The organism is Janthinobacterium sp. GW822-FHT07A03 (genome assembly GCF_058798815.1).
Genome location: NZ_JBXAKW010000001.1, coordinates 319,542 through 338,032, shown reverse-complemented (window position 1 = coordinate 338,032; position 18,491 = coordinate 319,542). Strand labels below are relative to the sequence as shown.

Here is an 18,491-nt window from a genome sequence, read left to right as displayed (position 1 = left end):
CCTGATGCTAGTAGGCCAAGGCGAGGCGGAAATGCAGGCGGTTGGCGCCCCGCTGTCCCGTGTCGCCGCCATTGGCGACATGGGCGTAATCGAGTTGCAGATTGGCGTAGCGGCTCAGCAGCAAACGCAGGCCGAGGCCGCCGCTGCTGATGCCTTGCGACGCGCTTTCGCCGGGCAGCGCATGGTTGCGGCGCAGCCAGGCCGTGTCATAGAAGGCCAGCGCGCGGCACTGGTAAGCGAGCGCCTGGCCGCACCAGTTCGGCGTGTACAGTTCCAGGTTCAGGTTGACGCCCGAATCGTTCGATACCTCGCGCTCGGCAAAGCCGCGCACGGATGCGGCGCCGCCGGCGCCGAACTGCTCGCCCGGCACCAGGGCGTCCGGCGTCACCTGCGCGTTGGCCAGCGCGCGCCATTGCCAGTCGCCGTCCAGCACGCGGCCCGTGCTGGCGCTCAGGCGCAGCGTGTTATAGGCGGCCTTGGCATGCGCGCGCACGCGGTCGAAATCGGCTTGCGCGCCGTGCTTGCCGCCAGGGATATTGTGCGCGAAGGTGACCGCCACGCTGGTCTCGCCCGTGGGCAAGGTCCAGTTGCCGATGTAGCTGACGCTGAGCGGATGCACGGTGACGTCGGCACCCAGTTCCATGCCAAACAGCTGCACGCTGTTGCGGTAAGCCTTGTAATCGACGCCGTACACGAGCTTGGGTTCGAAATCGCCGCTGCGGGCAAAGTTCTGGTTGTAGCGGATGCCGGCCATGCTGCCCTGGCCGCTGACGGCCAGGTCGAAAATGCCGGCCGAGACGCTGCCCGAATCGACGTTCGAATAGCTGGCGAAAAAGTCCATCGAATCGCCCAGCGCATACAGCGGCAAATGGTAGCCGGCGCCATACACGCCCACCTTGTCCGGCTTTTCCAGGCTGCTCGTGTATTGCAGGCTGGCAACATGATCGCGGCCGAACAGGTTGGCATGCTGCAGCACCACGCCCACATGTGTCTTGCCCGTCTGCGCATTGCCCGTATTGTCCACGTTGAGCATGGCTTTCCAGGGCTTGTCATCGGCTACCGTGACGATGGCGTCGATGGCGCCCGCCGGCTCGTCGGCTTCCAGGCGCACTTCGATCTTGCGCGCCGGGTTTTCATTGGCCAGCTTCAGGCTTTGCGACAGGTCCGGCAAGTTCGGCGTCTCGCCTGCGCGAAGAGACGGCAGGGCGCGCCGCACGTTGGCCTCGTCCACATGCACGTTGCCGCTGATGGCGACCTTGCCCAGCGGCGTTTGCAGCACGCTCAGGCGCACCACGCCCCGCTCCAGCTCCTGCTCGGGCAATTGCACCTGCACGGCGCTGTAGCCACGCTCGCGGTAAGCCCCTTCCAGCGCCTCGACGGCGCGGGCGATGTCGGAAAAATCGCGCTGCGCTCCCGTAAAGGGCGCCAGCAAGGCTTGCACCTGCGCGGACGTGAGCAGGGTATTGCCCTGGACGTCGAAGCGGCCGATCTCGAAGCGCGGCACGCCGTCGTCCTGCATGGCAGGAGCAGCTTCATCCATGGAAACAGCGGCGCCGGCGGCGCCGACGGCGAACAGCAGCGCGGAACCCGCAAGCAGGTGCACCAAACGATATGTCATGTGAAGGATTTCTTGTGTAACCGGACAAGCGCGCGGCCCGCAGGCGCCAGCGTGTCCGGCAATGGATTGAAGCCAAATTTTAGACGGCTTTTAGTTTCCAGTCAGAAATTTCTAACATTTCTGACTGATTTTTATCGCAACGCAACAAACAGTGCGCCGGGAATGCTGAAAAATGCCGCCATGGCGGGTATTTCCCGGCGCGGTGACAGCTTATTTGCTCTGCAATTCTGTCACGCCATCCCAGTCGGCAGGCGGCGGCAGCTGGCGATACCGCTCCAGGCGCGCCGCGTACAGGCGGTACAGGCTATCGTCGGGAAAGTCTTCCTGCAGGCGGGCCAGCTGCGCGCCCGCCTGCGCCCAGTCGCGCGCGCGCAGCCTGGCCAGCACCGCGTGCCAGCGCTCCAGCTGCGCCAGCTCGGCGGCTGCGGCGCCGGCCAGCAGGCAGCGCGGCTCGAAGATGGCCACCGCTTCCTGCTTGCCCAGCACCCGGATCCGGTCGAGTTCGCGGTACAGGAAGTCCGGGGCCGCCGCACGCGTGGCCTCGCCCACCACGATGCCCACGCCATACAGCTTGCTGGCGCCTTCCAGGCGCGCGGCCAGGTTGACGCTGTCGCCCATCACGGTATAGGCGCGGCGGATGCGCGAGCCCATGTCGCCCACATGCATGGGCCCCGTATTGATGCCGATGCCGATGCGCAGCGCCGGCCAGCCGCGCGCGCAAAACTGCTGGTTCAGCCGCGCCGCGCTTTGCTGCATCAGCAGGGCGCTGGCCACGGCCCGGCTGGCGTGATCGCCAAAGGCGACGGGCGCGCCCCAGAACGCCATCACGGCGTCGCCGATGTATTTGTCCAGGGTGCCGCCATGGCTGTCGCGGATATCTTCCGACATGGCCGTCAGGTATGCGTTGATGTATTCGCGCAGTGCGGCCGGGGCCAGCTGCTCGGAAATGGCCGTGAAACCGCGCACGTCGGCAAACAGCACCGTCAGTTCGCGGTTCTCGCCTTCCATGGTGTAGCGGCGCGGATCGTCGGCCATCTCGGCCACCAGCTCGGGCGCCACGTATTCGCCGAAGCGCGCCACCAGCGCGCGTCCCTTGCGCACCTCGAAAAAATAACCCCAGGCCAGGTTGGCGACGAACAGCGCAAGGATCAGCAGCAACAGCACGGCGCCGCCCAGCACCAGGTCGTGCGCAGCATACAGGAACAGATTGATGCCGATGGCGGCCGCCAGCGCGCCCATGGTGGCCAGCATCACGCCGGCCGGCGGCAGCACGGCCAGGGCGCCCGCCAGCAGCAGGCCAAACAGCACGATCTGCACCAGTTCGAGCGCCAGCGCGTAGTCGGGCCGCGCCTTGAAGCGCCCGTCGAGCATGGACTTGATCAGGTTGGCGTGCACCTCCACTCCCGGATATTCGGCATTCACGGGCGTGGCGCGGATATCGTTCAAGCCGGGCGCCGTGGTGCCCACCAGCACGATGGCGCCCTTCAGCAGCGCGGGCGGCACCGTGCCGGCCAGCACGTCGGCAGCCGAGACGTAGCGGAAGGCTCCGCCATCGGGGCCGCCCGCGCCGCGGTACTGCACCGTGGTCGTCAAGGCTTCGCCGACGGGGATCGCCATCGCGCCGCGCGGCGTAAACAGCATGATGTGTTCGAGGCCGCCGCTGGCCAGTTCGCGTGCCGACAGGGTATCGGCCGTGCCCGTGAAACGGGGGGCGATGGCGCGCGCCTGCAGGTAGACTGCGACGGTGGCCAGCGACAGCGAAGGATAATAGCCGTCGCCGATGCGCTGCAACAGGGTCGAGGAACGCACGACGCCATCGGCATCGGTCAGCGCCGTGAAGATGCCGGCGCCCTGCGCGGCGTCCTGCAGGGGCGCGATATTGGCTTCGTAGCCGCGCGCCACGTAGGCCGTGACCGTGCGCCCGTTCAAATCGGCGACGGTGAAGGCGGGTTTGGGCAGCACGCCCTTCCTTTGCTGCCCCGAGACGCTGTAGCCGAGCACCACGGGCTGGCCGCGCATGGCGCCTGCAAACAGGCCGTCGTAGTCCATGGCCGGGCGCAGCTTTTCCAGCTGCGCCGGCAAGCCGGCCACGCCGGCCAGTTCGCCGCGCGCCAGGCCTTGCAGCACGGCGTAACCGGAACTGGTGTCCGCTTCGGGAAACGAGATATCGAAACCCAGCGCGGCCACGCCGTAATGGCCGGTGAGCTGGCGTACCAGGCGCGCCTGCACGTCGCGGCTCCAGGGAAAACGGCCCACGCGGGCCAGGCTTTGCTCGTCGATGTCGACGATGACGATGCGGCGGTCCAGCTGCGGCGCATCCAGGCGCATGCGCCAGTCGCCCAGCATGGCATCGAGGCGGGCAATATTCTCATTCCCGGCCAGGCACAGCACGGCGGCGGCCAGCGTCAGCATTACGCCCAGCGCGAAACGCGCGCCATGCTTGCGCCAGGCCAGCGGCAGCTTCAAGGGGTATAGCCCGGAATGGCTGCCTCGTCGACGGCATCGATCTGGCTCGGATGCATGTGCTTTTCAGCGAAGGTCAGATAGACCTTGCTGCGGATAAAAACGTCGAACAGCTCCGGGTCGATATGTCCGTTCAGGCTGAAATTGCCGAGGATGCGCAGCGATTCGGACAGCGACTTGCCCTTTTTATACGGCCGGTCGCGCGCCGTCAGCGCCTCGAAGATGTCGGCAATCGCCATCAGCCGCGCCGGCACCGACATCTGCTCTTTCGTCAGCCCGCGCGGATAACCCTTGCCATCCATGCGCTCGTGGTGGCCGCCCGCGTATTCCGGCACCTTCTGCAGGTGCTTGGGCCACGGCAGCGCTTCGAGCATGCGAATCGACACGCTGATATGGTTGTTGACGATGGCCCGCTCGGCCGCCGTCAGGGTGCCGGCGCGGATGGTCAGGTTTTCCGTCTCGTCGGCATCGAGAAAATCGCGCAGTTCGCCGTCGGCCGCGCGCCAGCGGCGCCGGGCGATCTGCCGCACTCTTTCCTGGTCGGCCTGCGCCATGCTCTCGCCGCCGATGTTGACCCTGCGGATGAAGTCGCGCTCCTCGCGCAGCGCCGCCTGCTCCAGCTCCAGCGCGCGGGCGATGGCGTCCTTCTGCTGCGGCTGCGCCGCCTGCTGGCGCAGGGCCGCGATCTCGGCGTCGCGCAGCAGCACTTCGTAGCGCGTGTCGATCAGGGCGATGCGGTCGAAAATCGTTTCCAGCTTGGTGGCCTTGTCAACCACGTGCACGGGCGTGGTGATCTTGCCGCAATCGTGCAGCAGGCCGGCCAGCCACAACTGCTTGCGCTCGTTGTCGCTGAGCCGGAAATCGGCCAGCGGCCCCGTTTGCGTGGCATGCGCGGCATCGGCCAGCAGCATCGTCAACTCGGGCACGAACTGGCAGTGCCGTCCCGTGTAGGGTGACTTTTCGTCGATGCCGATATTGATCAGGGTAACGAGCGACTCGAGCAACTCTTCCAGCTGAGAGATGAGCAGCTGATTGGTCAGCGCCACGCCTGCCTGCGCAGCCAGCGCCTCGATGAAACGCTGGTCGGTGGAGGAAAAGGCGCGCACCTGGCCCGTCTCGCCATCCTTGGCATTGACCAGCTGCAGCACGCCGATCAAGTCGCCCTCGTGGTCGCTCATGGGCACGGTCAGGATCGATTGCGTGTGGTAGCCGTGGTGGCGGTCGAAATCGCGCATGCCGGAAAAATTGAAGCCCTCGTCGCGGTAGACGTCGGCGATATTCACGCTGCGGCGCATGTTTGCCGCATACGCTGCCACCGAGGCCAGATTGGGCTGGTCCGCGCCATCGAACAGGGGCACGCCCGGCAAGCCCATGTCCGCCCCCTGCGCAATGCCCAGGCTGTCGTTGACGCTGATGTCGAACGCCAGCTGGCGCCCCTCCAGCGCGGGCCGGTACAGGGTCGCGCCATCGGCGCCGCTCATGCTTTTTGCCAGCAGCACGATGCGCTGCAACAACGCGCCGATATCATGCCCCTCGCCGCCCAGGCCGTGGCCGAGCGCGACACTGAGTTCGGTCAATTGCTCCAGTCTGTGGGCGATTTTCTCAGGGTGCAACTGAGGCATGTTGGTGGCAATCAGGAAATGGGCAAGCAAAAAAGGGGAAGTCGGCAAGCGCCAGTGTAACGGCCACCCTGCGCACTGTACATTACTTAGTCACAACAAAATGAAATAACTTTCCGTATTGCAACACACATAAATGTTGCCGCCAATCTCATTAATTAGAATAGAATCAACAATAATTACACCGTAACAAGGTACTGAATGAAATTCACGTTCAGGGGCGTGCGCGGCTCCATCCCCTCCCCCGGCCCGCGCACGGCGCGCTATGGCGGCAACACCACGTGCATCGAGGTGCGCACCGACAACGACAGCCTGATCATTCTCGATGCGGGCAGCGGCATCTTCGCGCTGGCGCAGCAACTGCCGCCGGGCCAGCCCGTCGACGCGCACGTCTTCATCACGCACAGCCACTGGGACCACATCCACGGCCTGCCCATGTTCTCGCCCCTGTTCGTGGCCGGCAACCGCATGCGCCTGCATGGCGCGCTGGACGGCATCAGCGGACGCGGCATCGAACACGTGATGGCGGTGCAGCTGCAGGGCAGTTATTTTCCCGTCAGCGAAGCGGCCATGGCGGCCAGCATCGAGTACCGCACCCTGGCACCGGGCGAAGCCGTCGAAGTGGGCGGCGCACGCGTGCGCGGCGCGGAAATGAACCATCCGGTGGTCAACCTCGGCTACCGCATCGACTGCGGCGGCGCCTCGCTGTTTTTCAGCGGCGACCATGAACCGTTCTATAACCTGCATCCGCCCGGCCACGCCGAGCACGCTGCCTGCGCGGCGCGCAACGCACAGCGCCAGGCCGGCATCGACGCGCTGGTCGCCGGCGTCGACGCGCTGATCATGGATTGCTCGTACACGCGCGAGGAATACCCGGGCAAGCAGGGCTGGGGCCACGGCACCTTCGACGCCGCCTTCGACCTGGCCCTGCGCTGCGGCGCGCGGCGCCTGTACTGCACCCACCACGAACCAACCCGTAGCGACGAGCAGCTCGAAGCCGTGTTTGCCGACGTGATGGGCCGCTATGCGAGCCGTCTGGCCGGCCTGCAGGTGTTCCTCGCCTGCGAGGGACTGACGGTGGAACTGGCCGGCGCATAAAAAAAGGAACCTTACGGTTCCTTTTTTATAAATGTGCCCAGTTGGCCCAAGGCCCTCTGAAAACCGTAGCGAGCAAGCCCGATATCGGATTGAGTAGCGGAGCTGTACTTTAGTACAGTGAGCAACGGAGATTCGATAGTGGGCTGCGCAGTAGGTTTGCAGAGGTGCCTTACATAATGTGGTGGCCAATCCACCAGGCAACCGCGGCGACGAAAGCGGAAGCGGGAATCGTGAAGATCCAGGCCCAGACGATATTGCCCGCCACGCCCCAGCGCACGGCCGACATTTTTTGCGACGAGCCGACGCCGACGATGGCGCCCGTGATCGTGTGCGTGGTCGACACGGGAATGCCCAGCGCGGTCGAGACGAACAGGGTGATGGCGCCGCCCGTTTCGGCGCAAAAGCCGCCGACCGGTTTCAACTTGGTGATCTTCTGGCCCATGGTCTTGACGATGCGCCAGCCGCCGAACAGGGTACCGAAGCTGATGGCCGTGTAGCACGAGATGATGACCCACATCGGCGGCATGGCATCGGCCGCGCTGGAGTAACCTGCGGCAATCAGCAGCATCCAGATGATGCCGATGGTTTTTTGCGCATCGTTGCCGCCGTGCCCCAGGCTGTAGGCCGCCGCCGATGCCAGTTGCAAACGGCGGAACCACTTGTCGACCTTGCGCGGCGTCGAACGCACGAAGATCCACGACACGATCAGCATCATGATCGAGCCGAACACGAAGCCCAGCACGGGTGCGATGACGATGAAGGCCACGGTTTTCCACAGGCCGGCCGCGACCAGCGCGCCCGTGCCGGACTTGGCGACAGCGGCGCCCACCAGGCCGCCGATCAGGGCGTGCGAGGACGACGACGGAATGCCGTAGTACCAGGTAAACAAATTCCAGAAGATGGCGCCCATCAGCGCGCCGAAGATCACGTACTGGTCGATCACGGCCGGGTCGATGGTGCCCTTGCCCACCGTGGCGGCCACGGTCAGCTGGTGGAACACGAAGATGGCGACGAAGTTGAACGTGGCGGCCATGGCAACCGCGGTCTGCGGTTTCAAGACGCCCGTCGAGACCACCGTGGCAATCGCGTTGGCGGCATCGTGGAAGCCGTTCATGAAGTCAAACAGCAGCGCCAGGACGATCAACAGGCCTAGCACGTAGATGCTGATTTGTATGGTCATTATAGTTTCTTTTCTGATTCTGGTTCAGGACAGGCCCAACGCTTACGCGTTTTCGACGATGATGCCTTCGATAATATTGGACACATCTTCGCAACGGTCGGTCACGGTTTCCAGAATTTCGTAGATCGCTTTCAGCTTGATCAGGTTGCGCACGTCCGGCTCGTCGCGGAACAGCTTGGACATGGCGGCGCGCATCACGTGGTCGGCATCCGATTCCAGGCGGTCGATCTCTTCGCAGATGGCGACGATCTTGCGCGAGTTGTCCATGTTGTGCAGCATGGCGACGGCGTCGCGCACTTTCTCGGTACAGGCCAGCACCAGTTCGGCCAGGCGCTTGGCTTCCGGCGTGACGGCTTTCAGGTCGTACAGCGAGACGGTTTGCGCCGCATCTTCCAGCAGGTCGAGGATGTCGTCCTGGCGCGTGATCAGCTGATGGATGTCATCGCGGTCGATCGGCGTGATGAAGGTCTTGTGCAGCATTTCCACGGTGGCGTAGGTGACTTTGTCCGCCTGTTTCTCGATGCTTTCGATCGCATGCACGCGGTTTTCCAGGTCGTCGAAATTGGTCATCAGGCCGAGCATCTCTTTGGCGCCCTTGACGCACAGTTCCGCGTGCTGGTTAAACAATTCAAAAAACTTGCCCTCAGTGGGCATCAAGCGTCCAAACATGTCATTCTCCGTTAAGCATTGAGTCGTGTTATTTACTACAGAAAGCCGCCCCGTTGTCGGGGGCGGCCGATGGAATTGCCAGTGCTGCTGAGTCTTAGTCGCCTTGGTAAAGCGCCAGGCCACCACTGTAATTGCCAAATTTGGTGTACTGCCCCATGAAGGTGAGGCGGATGCTGCCGATTGGACCGTTACGCTGTTTACCGATGATGATTTCGGCCGTTCCCTTGTCCGGCGAGTCGGGGTTATACACCTCGTCGCGGTAAATGAACAGGATCACGTCGGCATCCTGCTCGATAGCGCCCGATTCGCGCAAGTCGGACATGACAGGACGTTTATTGGGACGTTGTTCCAGCGAGCGGTTCAGCTGGGACAGCGCGATCACGGGACAACCGAGTTCCTTCGCCAGACCTTTCAAGCCCCGCGAAATCTCGGAAATCTCCGTGGCGCGGTTGTCGCCCGGGGTATTGGCCGACATCAGTTGCAAGTAATCGACGATGATCAGGCCCAGCTTGCCGCATTGACGCGACAAGCGACGCGAGCGGGCGCGCAATTCGATCGAGTTGAGCGCCGGCGTTTCATCGATGTACAACTGCGCGTCGTTCATCTTCTGGATCGCATTCGTCAGGCGCGGCCAGTCTTCGTCGTTCAGGCGGCCCGTGCGCAGGCGGTGCTGGTCGAGCTGTCCGACGGAGCCGAGCATACGCATGGCCAGCTGGGCGCCGCCCATCTCCATCGAGAACACGGCCACGGGCAAGCCGCTGTCGATGGCCACGTTTTCGCCGATGTTGACGGAAAACGCCGTCTTGCCCATCGACGGACGGCCCGCCACGATCACCAGGTCGCCCGGCTGCAGACCGGAGGTCATGCGGTCGAGGTCGATGAAACCGGTGGGCACGCCCGTGATTTCACTCTGGTTGTCGCGGCTGTACAGCTCGTCGATGCGCTCGACCACCTGCGTCAGCAGGGGCTGGATGGCGGTCCAGCCCTGGGCGCCGCGCGCGCCTTCTTCGGCGATGGCGAAAATCTTCGACTCGGCCTCGTCAAGCATCTGCTTGACTTCCTTGCCTTGCGGGCTGAAGGCCGTGCCGGAGATATCGTCAGCGACGGTGATGAGTTTGCGCAGCACGCCGCGGTCGCGCACGATCTCGGCATAGCGCCGGATGTTCGCGGCCGATGGCGTGTTTTGCGCCATGGCGTTCAGGTAAGCGAGTCCGCCCACATCATCGGCCTTGCCGAGCTGGGTCAGGGTTTCAAAAACAGTAATGACATCGGCTGGCTTGGAAGCGTTAACCATCTTGACGATTTGCTCGAAGATGATGCGATGGTCATAGCGATAGAAATCCTCCGCATGCATGAAGTCGGCGATGCGGTCATAGGCGGCATTGTCGCGCAGCAGACCACCGATAACGGATTGTTCTGCTTCGATCGAATGCGGCGGAATACGGAGGGAATCCAGTTGCGGATCAGAGGGGGCGTTCATGGCGCGAATTATACCCGCTTCGGCGTACTGGCAAAAATAAAGGGCTGAAAATGAGCGAAAAAAAGGCCACAAAAAAGCCGGGCGAACCCGGCTTTTCATAGTGCGGTAGCGCTTGCGGGCCAGGCCCGCAGACGATTACGCGTTCGCGTCTGGAACGACAGCGATAACAACTTCCACGACCACGTCGGTGTGCAGAGCAACCGAAACGTTGTGCTCGCCAACGATCTTCAGCGGGCCGGTAGGCATGCGGATTTGTGCTTTTTCAACAGCAAAACCTTGCTTGGTCAGCGCTTCAGCGATGTCGAAGTTGGTGACGGAACCGAACAGACGGCCATCGACGCCAGCTTTTTGAGCAACTTGAACGGTCAGGCCGCTCAGTTTTTCGCCCTGGGCTTGCGATGCGGCCAGTTTGGCGGCAGCAGCTTTTTCCAGTTCGGCGCGCTTGACTTCGAATTCAGCCACAGCGGTTGCCGTAGCACGACGTGCCAGGCGTTGCGGGATCAGGAAGTTACGTGCGTAACCGTCTTTGACTTTGACGACTTCGCCGAGGTTACCGACGTTTACAACTTTTTCTAACAGAATGATTTGCATAGTTCTTCTCCAGGAATATCTGACCGATTAAGCGTGGTGCAGATCGGTGTATGGCAGCAGCGCGAGGAAGCGAGCGCGCTTGATTGCGGTGTCGACTTGGCGCTGGTAGTGCGCTTTGGTACCGGTCAGGCGTGCTGGCATGATCTTGCCGTTTTCCTGGACGAAGTCTTTCAGCGTGTCGACGTCTTTGTAGTCGACTTGCTCAACGTGAGCTGCCGTGAAGCGGCAGAACTTCTTACGTTTGAACAAAGGGTTTTGCTGTTTGCGTTTTTCTTTAAGCTTGAGCTTATTTTTGTCGAACTTTTTACCGAATGCCATGTCAGGCTCCTGTATCTAAAATGCGCTAGTCAGAATTGACTGCACTAAAATCAATGATGTGAAACACCAAACTCTTGCTGTTGCGGCTCTTCCTGGCCAGGAAACCCGTGAACTGATACACCCCGCCCAAGCTTGCCTGGCTGAACCTGCCTGAAATTTCGCCAGCGGCTAGCGCGGCAACATCAAACTCGGTCAAACGGGCAATCCCTGCTTCCATCTGCTGCGAACTGTGTTGCAATACTGCATTCACAATCGGCAGCCCTGCCGGGGTATAGCGCAATATTTCGCGCTCGGCAATGATGGCGGTGACTTGTAGCTGGTTCAGCGCACGATCCTGGTCAAGAATTAAGCTGCTGCTGCGGCTGGAGCGGCTGCTGGTGCTTCGGTGCGGTGGCTTTTGGCCGCGTCTTCGCGTTGTACCGATTTCATCATCGGCGAAGGAGCTGTTTCAGCTTTCTTCATTTTAACGGTCAGGTGACGCAACACGGCATCATTGAATTTGAATGCTGTTTCCAACTCGACCAGGGTCTCGTTGTCGCATTCGATGTTCAGGCAGATGTAGTGTGCTTTAGGCAGCTTTTGGATCGAGTAAGCCATTTGACGGCGGCCCCAATCTTCCACGCGGTGAACCGAACCGCCGCGGGTGGTTACGCTGGCTTTGTAGCGTTCGATCATCGCGGGCACTTGCTCGCTTTGGTCCGGATGGACGATAAAGACTATTTCATAATGACGCATGCAAACTCCTTCAGGTCGGATTGATAATCGCCCACCCCGGCGTCAAGACGGGTGTGGGAAGGTCAGCCGAAGATTATAACCGCCTTTTGCAAACGTTTCAATCATTGCTTGCACCAGCGCCCGAAAAGGCCGCGCGCCACCGCACTTTCCGACCGCGGACAAGTATTTCTTGCGAAATTCGCCGAAAACACGGAAATCCCCTTGCATAGTGGACGATACTGTACAAAAATACAGACTGTTCATATAGACAGCATTTCAGTATGCACCCACCGCTCATGATCAAGCTGACAGCACGACAAGAACAAATCCTGAACCTGATCAAGGACGCGATTGAAAACACGGGCTTTCCTCCCACCCGTGCCGAAATCGCCAATGAACTGGGTTTCAAATCGGCCAATGCGGCCGAAGAGCATTTGCAGGCCCTGGCCCGCAAGGGCGCCATCGAGATTTCGCCCGGCACCTCGCGCGGCATCCGCCTGATCGGCGCGGCGGCCGAAGCGCCGCCATCGAAAGTGCCGGCGGCGCTGCTGATGTCGCTGCCCCTGATCGGCAGGGTGGCGGCCGGTTCGCCCATCCTGGCGCAGGAAAACCTGGAAGCGAGCTACAACGTGGACCCGGCCCTGTTCTCGGCCAAGCCCGACTTCCTGCTGAAGGTGCGCGGCTGGTCCATGCGCGACGCCGGCATCATGGATGGCGATTTACTGGCCGTCAAGAAGGTCGACAGCGCCAAGAACGGCCAGATCGTCGTCGCCCGCATCGGTGACGAAGTCACCGTCAAGCGCTACAAGAAGACGGGCTCCGTCATCGAATTGCTGCCGGAAAACCCCGACTTCAAGGTCATTACCGTGTCGCCGGAAGACGAATTCGCCCTGGAAGGCCTGGCCGTGGGCTTGATGCGCAGCTGGCATTAAACGACTGCACACAAAAAGGGCCGCAACAACATGACTGTTGCGGCCCTTTTCATTTGTCCGGCGACTTATACATCGAGTGCCTGGCGGAAATCCTCGAGCAGATCCACCTCGTCCTCGATGCCGACGGAGACGCGGATCAGCGATTCGGCGATACCCATGCTGGCACGCCGCTCGGCACCCATCTCATAGAAGATCGTGTGGGCGACGGGAATGACCAGGGTGCGCGTGTCGCCGAGGTTGCTCGCTGGAATGGCCAGATTCAAACGATTGAGGAAATCGAAGCAGTCGATGCCATCCTTCAATTCAAAGCTGAACAGCGAACCATAGCTGCGGAACAAGTCCGTCGCCAGCGCATGCTGCGGGTGCGACGGCAAGCCCGGGTAATGCACGGCTGCCACGCGCGGATCGGCGGCAAGCATGGTGGCCAGCGCCAGGGCGTTCGAACAGGTACGGTCCATGCGCAAGGCCATGGTTTCCGCGCCGACGGCGATATGGTGCGCCGCTTCCGGCCCCAGCGAGGCGCCGAAGTCGCGCAAGGCCTTGGCGCGGATTTGCGCGATGCCCCACTGCGTGGGCGCCGCTTTTTTGTAATTCTCGAAAATATTCGGATATTGCGTCCAGTCGAACACACCCGTATCCGTCAAGCTGCCGCCCAGGGCATTGCCGTGGCCGCCGATGGATTTCGTCAGCGCATTGACCACCAGGCCCGCGCCCACGGCTTTCGGACGGAACAGGTATGGCGTCGTCATGGTGTTGTCAACGATGTACAAAATACCCTTCTCGCGGCACAAGTCACCGATTTTTGCCAGGTCGGCGATCTGCGTGCGAGGATTGGCAATAGTTTCCACAAAAACAATTCGCGTGGCCGGCGTGATGGCCTCCGCCACGTTCGCCACATCAGTGGCATCGACGAACGACACGCCGATGCCTTGCCCCGTCACCGTTTGCCACAGGCTGTTGGTATTACCAAACAGAAAGGCCGACGACACGACATGGTCGCCCGCGCGCAGCAAGGACTGCACCACGGCGCCGATGGCGCCCATGCCGGTGGCAAAGCACAGGGTCGCCACGCCGTCTTCCATCTTGTTGACCTTGTCTTCCAGCGCTGAGACGGTCGGGTTGCCCTGGCGGCCATAGCGGAAGCCCGGCTCCTTGCCCTGGAAGACGGAGGCGAGCTGGCGCGCGTCGGCGTAACCAAACGCAACGGAAGTGTGCACGGGCTTGTGCAGCGAGCCATGCTCGATGCCCTTGCGGCGGTCGTTATGCAGGATGGTGGTGGTAAAGCCGTAGTTTTTGTTGTTGCTCATAATCAAGTGGCGCGCAAGGCAGCGAGAAATATCAGATAAAAAAAAGCCCGGCCATAGCCGGGCTCCACATCACCCTTCGGTGGTGGCGAGGTTCAGGTTCAGCTGGGAGCGCGGTGTATCTTCGGGCGCTGCCGCCTTCGGATGGTGGCGCGCATACTCCAGGCGGTCCAGGTATTCCTGCGACACGTCGCCCGTCACGTAGATGCCATCGAAACACGATGCCTCGAAGTTGACCAGTGCCGGGTTGACGTCGGCGATGGCCTGCTTCAGCGCGCCGATATCCTGGTACACCAGGTAATCGGCCGTGATTTCGCGGCAGACTTCTTCCGTCGTGCGGCCGTAGGCGATCAGCTCGTCGCGCGTCGGCATGTCGATGCCGTACACGTTCGGGTAGATCACCGGCGGCGCGGCCGAGGCGAAGATGACTTTCGTCGCGCCCGCCTCGCGCGCCATCTGCACGATTTCACGGCTGGTGGTGCCGCGCACGATGGAATCGTCGACCAGCAAGACCACTTTATCCTTGAATTCGGATGGAATCGCGTTGAGCTTCTGGCGCACGGATTTCTTGCGCGCCGCCTGGCCCGGCATAATAAAGGTGCGGCCGATGTAGCGGTTCTTGATGAAGCCTTCGCGGTACTCGATGTTCAGCGCCATGGCCAGCTGGATGGCGGCCGGACGCGAGGAATCGGGAATCGGCATGACCACGTCGATATGCACGCCAGGCAACTCGGTGCGGATCTTCTCGGCCAGGTATTCACCCATTTTCAGGCGCGTGGCATACACGGAGGCGCCATCGATGACAGAGTCGGGACGGGCCAGGTAGACGAATTCGAACACGCATGGATTCAGGCTGGCGTTGTCGGCGCACTGGCGGCTGTGCAATTGCTTGTCGGCGTCGATGAAGACGGCTTCGCCGGGACCGATGTCGCGCACGAAACGGAAGCCCATGCCTTCCAGGGCCACGGATTCGGAGGCAATCAGGTACTCGGCGCCCTGCTCCGTTTCATTGATGCCCAGGCACAGCGGACGGATGCCGTGCGGGTCGCGGAAGGCCAGCAAGCCCACGCCGGCGATTTGCGCCACGGCAGCGTAGCCGCCCTTGACGCGGCGGTTCAGCACGGTGACGGCCTTGAAGATGGCGTCCGGGTCCAGGTTCAGGCCCGTCGTCGCTTCCTGGATTTCATGCGCCAGCACGTTGAGCAGCACTTCCGAGTCGGAGTCGGTATTGATATGGCGGCGGTCGTTCTTGAACATTTCCTGCTTCAACTGTTCCCAGTTGGTCAGGTTGCCATTGTGCGCCAGGGTGATGCCGAATGGCGCATTCACATAAAACGGCTGCGCTTCCTCTTCGCTCGACGAACCGGCCGTCGGATAACGACAGTGGCCGATGCCCGAATTGCCTTGCAGCGAACGCATGTTGCGCGTACGGAAGACGTCACGTACGAGGCCGTTGGCCTTGTGCATGGAAAACATACTGCTGTGATTGGTCGCAATCCCTGCCGCGTCCTGACCGCGATGTTGCAAAAGCAACAATGCATCATAGAGCAATTGATTGACAGGTTGATGGGAAACGACGCCGACGATGCCACACATGGTGTGCTCCTAAACTGTGCTACTGATTTTAAAAAAAATTCAAAATTTCACATGCTGCGCGTAAGCGGCAGGCAGATAAGGCTTGATGGCGCGCGCGCCCTGCTCCGCGAGCGGGCTGAGCTGCGCGTTTTTCCAGAATGGCTGCTGCGGTATGGACGTCATGCCACACAAGATGACGGCGGTCAGCACGATCACAAGGCCCCGCGCCACGCCAAACAGGCTGCCCAGGGTGCGGTCGGCCAGGCTCAGGCCCGTCACCTTGACGAGGGCGTCGACCGTCATGGACAGCAATCCCATCAAAATGCGCACGCCGATGAACAGCACCACGAAGGCCAGCAACAAACGGATGGCTTCGCCCGGCACGGCTTCCGGCAGGAATTTCGCCAGGGTGGCGCCATAGGCGTTGGCAATCACGAACGCCACGATCCAGCTGACCAACGACAGTATTTCCTTGACCAGGCCACGCATCATGCTGATCAGCACGGACGTCACCAGCACGAACAGCACCAGGTAATCGAAGATCGTCACGCGCGTTCAGCCTTGCAACATCACGCCGGTACCAGGCTGCCGCCCAGGCCCAGCTTTTGCAGCTTGGCGCGCGTCTTTTCCGCGTCTTCGCGGCTGCCGAACGGCCCCACGCGCACGCGGATGCGCTCGCCCGCCGGGCTGGAGACTTTCTGCGTGTACGACTTGATGCCCGCTTCGCGCAGCTTGTCCTGCAATTCGTCGACCTTGTCCTGCGTCGCCAGCGCCGCCACCTGCACCACGAACTTGCCGCTGCCGGCGTCGTGGGCCTTGTCTTGCGCTTTTTCTTGCGGCTTGCCCTCCAGAATCGCCAGCGCGCGCGCGGCATCGTCGGCCGATTGCGCCGGCTTGGCAGGCTTCGGTTCAGGCTTGGCTTCCGGTTTTACTTCATGCTTGGGTTCCGGCTTGGACTCGGGCTTGGGCTCGTGTTTCGGCTCCGGCTTGGCTTCGTGCTTCGGCTCGGGTTTCGGTTCCGGTTTCGGCTCCACCTTCACGGGCTTGGGTTCAGGCTTGGGTTCGGGTTTCGGCTCCACGTAGGTTGGCTTGACCGGTGCAGGCTGGGCGGCGGCCAGCACGGGCGCCGGTGTCGGCTTGGCCGCAGGCGGCAGCGGTGCGTCGACGATTTCCTCGGACTGGTCCAGGCCATTCGCCGCAGCCCGGGCCGGAACGGCCGGCACGGGCGCCGGTGCAGGCGCAGCCTTTTCCTTCGACGGAATGTCGATGGCGATATCGTTGAACGGTGCTTTCGGCTCGGAATCGAGCAGCATCGGCAAGCCGACGGCCACGCCCAGGGCCAGGGCAATGGCCCCGACCAAGCGGCGGCGTGCGCGCTTTTTTTCAGGCAAGACCGGGTCCGGCGCTTCCTTGCCGCCACGGCGCGATCCGCCGCCACCGGAGGTGTTGGCGGCGCGTTTGCGGGTCGGCGACTGCGCTTCGCCAGGGACATAAAAGCCGCTGTCTTCGCCAGAGGATTCTTGCTTGTTTTTAAACAGTTTCGAGAACAAGCCCATGCGTGATTTTCAGTCGAGTGCGTTTCAGTGAAGTGAGGATTTTCGGGCCTTCATCACGCCGGCGACGGTGAGGAAAGAACCAAAGACCACAATTCTATCATTCTCACCGGCCCGGCTCATTGCATTTGCAAAAGCTTGTGCCGGATCATCGAAAATAGACACAGTGTGCTCGCTGCTGTCGGGCCTATCTTCGAGCATGATCTGCACCTTGGCAGCCAGTTCGGAGGCCGTGGCCGCGCGCGGCGAAGGCAGGCCCGTCAGGCACCAGTGGTCGACGTGCTCGCTCATCGCGGCCAGCACGCCATCGATATCCTTGTCGTGCATGGAGCCAAAGACGGCGTAGGTGTACGGGTGGAAACCCATATTGCCCAGGTTCTGATTCAGCGCCGAGGCCGCGTGGGGGTTATGCGCTACATCAAGGATCACGCTCGGGCGGCCAGGCAAGACCTGGAAGCGGCCCGGCAATTCCACCGTCACGAGGCCCGTGCGCACTTCCTGCGCGCCCACGGGCAGTTTCAGCTTCAGCACTTCCAGCGCGGCCAGCACGGCCGTCGCATTGAGGATCTGGTTGGCGCCGCGCAAGCTCGGGTAGGCCAGCGAATTGCGGCGCTGCTCGCGCCCGCCGTAGTTCCACTGCTGCTTGTCGCCCGAATAGTTGAAATCGCGGCCCATCAGCCACAGGTCGGCGCCGATGGCCTCGGCATGGTCGATCAGCGATTGCGGCGGCACGGGGTCGCTGCAGATGGCCGCCTTGCCCGGACGGAAGATGCCCGCCTTTTCAAAGCCGATCGCTTCGCGCGTGTCGCCAAGGTAATCCGTGTGGTCGATGTCGACGCTGGTGACGATGGCCACGTCCGCGTCGATCACGTTGACGGCATCCAGGCGCCCGCCCAGGCCCACTTCCAGGATCGCCACATCGAGGTTGGCTTGCGACAACAGATGCAGGATGGCCAGGGTGGTGAATTCGAAATATGTGAGCGGCGTATCGCCGCGCACGGCTTCGACGGCCTGGAAGCTGGCGACGAGCTGTTCGTCGCTGGCCATCTCGCCCAGCACGCGGGCGCGCTCGTTAAAATCGAGGAAATGCGGCTTGATGTACAAGCCCACTTTGTAGCCGGCACGCAACAGCACGGATTCCAGCATGGCGCAGGTGGACCCCTTGCCATTCGTGCCCGCCACCATGATCACGGGGCAAGTAAAAGCGAGCTGCATGCGCGCCTTGACGGCTTGCACGCGGTCCAGGCCCATGTTGATCTGGGTTTCCGAATGGCGGTTTTCCAGCAGGGCGAGCCAGTCCGGCAAGGTGGTGGGGAGGTTTTGCATGGGAGACTTCTTGATGAGGAGACAGTGCGCGCGGCGCGGAGACGATGTTGC

At 62.1% G+C, this 18,491-nt stretch carries 17 protein-coding genes; 2 read left to right on the top strand and 15 right to left on the bottom strand.

Features of this window, described 5'->3' with window-relative positions; all coding sequences use genetic code 11:
* Positions 1 to 7: 7 nt before the first annotated feature.
* The 3 genes from AC1RJW_RS01520 to AC1RJW_RS01510 all read right to left on the bottom strand — a co-directional run bounded on the left by AC1RJW_RS01520 (position 8) and on the right by AC1RJW_RS01510 (position 5,703).
* Complete coding sequence (locus AC1RJW_RS01520; RefSeq protein WP_493042879.1) at positions 8 to 1,618, bottom strand: ShlB/FhaC/HecB family hemolysin secretion/activation protein; 1,611 nt, start codon at positions 1,616 to 1,618, stop codon at positions 8 to 10.
* Positions 1,619 to 1,828: 210 nt separating this feature from the next.
* A complete protein-coding gene (locus AC1RJW_RS01515; RefSeq protein WP_493044195.1) occupies positions 1,829 to 4,030 on the bottom strand; it encodes a CHASE2 domain-containing protein in 2,202 nt (733 codons plus the stop codon).
* Positions 4,031 to 4,080: 50 nt separating this feature from the next.
* On the bottom strand, positions 4,081 to 5,703 hold the full coding sequence (locus tag AC1RJW_RS01510; protein WP_493042877.1) for a GAF and HD-GYP domain-containing protein: 1,623 nt from the start codon (positions 5,701 to 5,703) through the stop codon (positions 4,081 to 4,083).
* Positions 5,704 to 5,901: 198 nt separating this feature from the next.
* Between AC1RJW_RS01510 and AC1RJW_RS01505 the strand changes: the two genes are divergently transcribed.
* On the top strand, positions 5,902 to 6,798 hold the full coding sequence (locus AC1RJW_RS01505; RefSeq protein ID WP_493042875.1) for an MBL fold metallo-hydrolase: 897 nt from the start codon (positions 5,902 to 5,904) through the stop codon (positions 6,796 to 6,798).
* A gap of 169 nt (positions 6,799 to 6,967) precedes the next feature.
* Here AC1RJW_RS01505 and AC1RJW_RS01500 read toward each other — a convergent pair whose 3' ends face one another.
* From AC1RJW_RS01500 to rpsF, 7 genes are all read right to left on the bottom strand, one after another.
* A complete protein-coding gene (locus AC1RJW_RS01500) occupies positions 6,968 to 7,981 on the bottom strand; it encodes an inorganic phosphate transporter (protein ID WP_493044194.1) in 1,014 nt (337 codons plus the stop codon).
* Positions 7,982 to 8,020: 39 nt separating this feature from the next.
* Positions 8,021 to 8,647: a DUF47 domain-containing protein gene (locus tag AC1RJW_RS01495; protein ID WP_010400015.1), complete on the bottom strand. Its 627-nt coding sequence runs from the start codon at positions 8,645 to 8,647 to the stop codon at positions 8,021 to 8,023.
* Between the two features lie 94 nt (positions 8,648 to 8,741).
* Positions 8,742 to 10,127, bottom strand: a complete 1,386-nt coding sequence (locus AC1RJW_RS01490) for a replicative DNA helicase (protein WP_034750488.1) — start codon at positions 10,125 to 10,127, stop codon at positions 8,742 to 8,744.
* 135 nt (positions 10,128 to 10,262) lie between these two features.
* A complete protein-coding gene (gene rplI / locus AC1RJW_RS01485) occupies positions 10,263 to 10,718 on the bottom strand; it encodes a 50S ribosomal protein L9 (RefSeq protein ID WP_034783456.1) in 456 nt (151 codons plus the stop codon).
* 27 nt (positions 10,719 to 10,745) lie between these two features.
* On the bottom strand, positions 10,746 to 11,036 hold the full coding sequence (rpsR, locus tag AC1RJW_RS01480) for a 30S ribosomal protein S18 (protein ID WP_010400024.1): 291 nt from the start codon (positions 11,034 to 11,036) through the stop codon (positions 10,746 to 10,748).
* A 25-nt stretch (positions 11,037 to 11,061) separates the two neighbouring features.
* Positions 11,062 to 11,361, bottom strand: a complete 300-nt coding sequence (gene priB / locus AC1RJW_RS01475) for a primosomal replication protein N (RefSeq protein WP_034783455.1) — start codon at positions 11,359 to 11,361, stop codon at positions 11,062 to 11,064.
* Positions 11,362 to 11,381: 20 nt separating this feature from the next.
* Positions 11,382 to 11,771, bottom strand: a complete 390-nt coding sequence (gene rpsF, locus AC1RJW_RS01470) for a 30S ribosomal protein S6 (protein WP_034750499.1) — start codon at positions 11,769 to 11,771, stop codon at positions 11,382 to 11,384.
* A gap of 275 nt (positions 11,772 to 12,046) precedes the next feature.
* Between rpsF and lexA the strand changes: the two genes are divergently transcribed.
* Complete coding sequence (lexA, locus tag AC1RJW_RS01465; protein ID WP_034750502.1) at positions 12,047 to 12,682, top strand: transcriptional repressor LexA; 636 nt, start codon at positions 12,047 to 12,049, stop codon at positions 12,680 to 12,682.
* Between the two features lie 65 nt (positions 12,683 to 12,747).
* On the opposite strand, the gene AC1RJW_RS01460 is transcribed toward lexA, so the two are convergent.
* The 5 genes from AC1RJW_RS01460 to folC form a co-directional block, all read right to left on the bottom strand.
* Positions 12,748 to 13,989, bottom strand: a complete 1,242-nt coding sequence (locus tag AC1RJW_RS01460) for a cystathionine gamma-synthase family protein (RefSeq protein WP_493042872.1) — start codon at positions 13,987 to 13,989, stop codon at positions 12,748 to 12,750.
* 69 nt (positions 13,990 to 14,058) lie between these two features.
* Complete coding sequence (purF, locus tag AC1RJW_RS01455) at positions 14,059 to 15,582, bottom strand: amidophosphoribosyltransferase (RefSeq protein WP_493042871.1); 1,524 nt, start codon at positions 15,580 to 15,582, stop codon at positions 14,059 to 14,061.
* A 39-nt stretch (positions 15,583 to 15,621) separates the two neighbouring features.
* A complete protein-coding gene (locus AC1RJW_RS01450; protein ID WP_077407525.1) occupies positions 15,622 to 16,110 on the bottom strand; it encodes a CvpA family protein in 489 nt (162 codons plus the stop codon).
* Positions 16,111 to 16,130: 20 nt separating this feature from the next.
* On the bottom strand, positions 16,131 to 17,117 hold the full coding sequence (locus AC1RJW_RS01445) for an SPOR domain-containing protein (RefSeq protein ID WP_493042868.1): 987 nt from the start codon (positions 17,115 to 17,117) through the stop codon (positions 16,131 to 16,133).
* 24 nt (positions 17,118 to 17,141) lie between these two features.
* A complete protein-coding gene (folC, locus tag AC1RJW_RS01440) occupies positions 17,142 to 18,440 on the bottom strand; it encodes a bifunctional tetrahydrofolate synthase/dihydrofolate synthase (RefSeq protein ID WP_493042866.1) in 1,299 nt (432 codons plus the stop codon).
* Between the last annotated feature and the right edge of the window lie 51 nt (positions 18,441 to 18,491).

Coding starts and splice junctions, on each gene's coding strand:
- purF (WP_493042871.1), bottom strand. CDS start 15,582: ATGTGTGGCATCGTCGGCGTCGTTTCCCATCAACCTGTCAATCAATTG.
- AC1RJW_RS01460 (WP_493042872.1), bottom strand. CDS start 13,989: ATGAGCAACAACAAAAACTACGGCTTTACCACCACCATCCTGCATAAC.
- rpsF (WP_034750499.1), bottom strand. CDS start 11,771: ATGCGTCATTATGAAATAGTCTTTATCGTCCATCCGGACCAAAGCGAG.
- AC1RJW_RS01490 (WP_034750488.1), bottom strand. CDS start 10,127: ATGAACGCCCCCTCTGATCCGCAACTGGATTCCCTCCGTATTCCGCCG.
- AC1RJW_RS01445 (WP_493042868.1), bottom strand. CDS start 17,117: ATGGGCTTGTTCTCGAAACTGTTTAAAAACAAGCAAGAATCCTCTGGC.
- rplI (WP_034783456.1), bottom strand. CDS start 10,718: ATGCAAATCATTCTGTTAGAAAAAGTTGTAAACGTCGGTAACCTCGGC.
- AC1RJW_RS01520 (WP_493042879.1), bottom strand. CDS start 1,618: ATGACATATCGTTTGGTGCACCTGCTTGCGGGTTCCGCGCTGCTGTTC.
- AC1RJW_RS01505 (WP_493042875.1), top strand. CDS start 5,902: ATGAAATTCACGTTCAGGGGCGTGCGCGGCTCCATCCCCTCCCCCGGC.
- rpsR (WP_010400024.1), bottom strand. CDS start 11,036: ATGGCATTCGGTAAAAAGTTCGACAAAAATAAGCTCAAGCTTAAAGAA.
- AC1RJW_RS01510 (WP_493042877.1), bottom strand. CDS start 5,703: ATGCCTCAGTTGCACCCTGAGAAAATCGCCCACAGACTGGAGCAATTG.
- AC1RJW_RS01515 (WP_493044195.1), bottom strand. CDS start 4,030: ATGCTGACGCTGGCCGCCGCCGTGCTGTGCCTGGCCGGGAATGAGAAT.
- AC1RJW_RS01495 (WP_010400015.1), bottom strand. CDS start 8,647: ATGTTTGGACGCTTGATGCCCACTGAGGGCAAGTTTTTTGAATTGTTT.
- lexA (WP_034750502.1), top strand. CDS start 12,047: ATGATCAAGCTGACAGCACGACAAGAACAAATCCTGAACCTGATCAAG.
- folC (WP_493042866.1), bottom strand. CDS start 18,440: ATGCAAAACCTCCCCACCACCTTGCCGGACTGGCTCGCCCTGCTGGAA.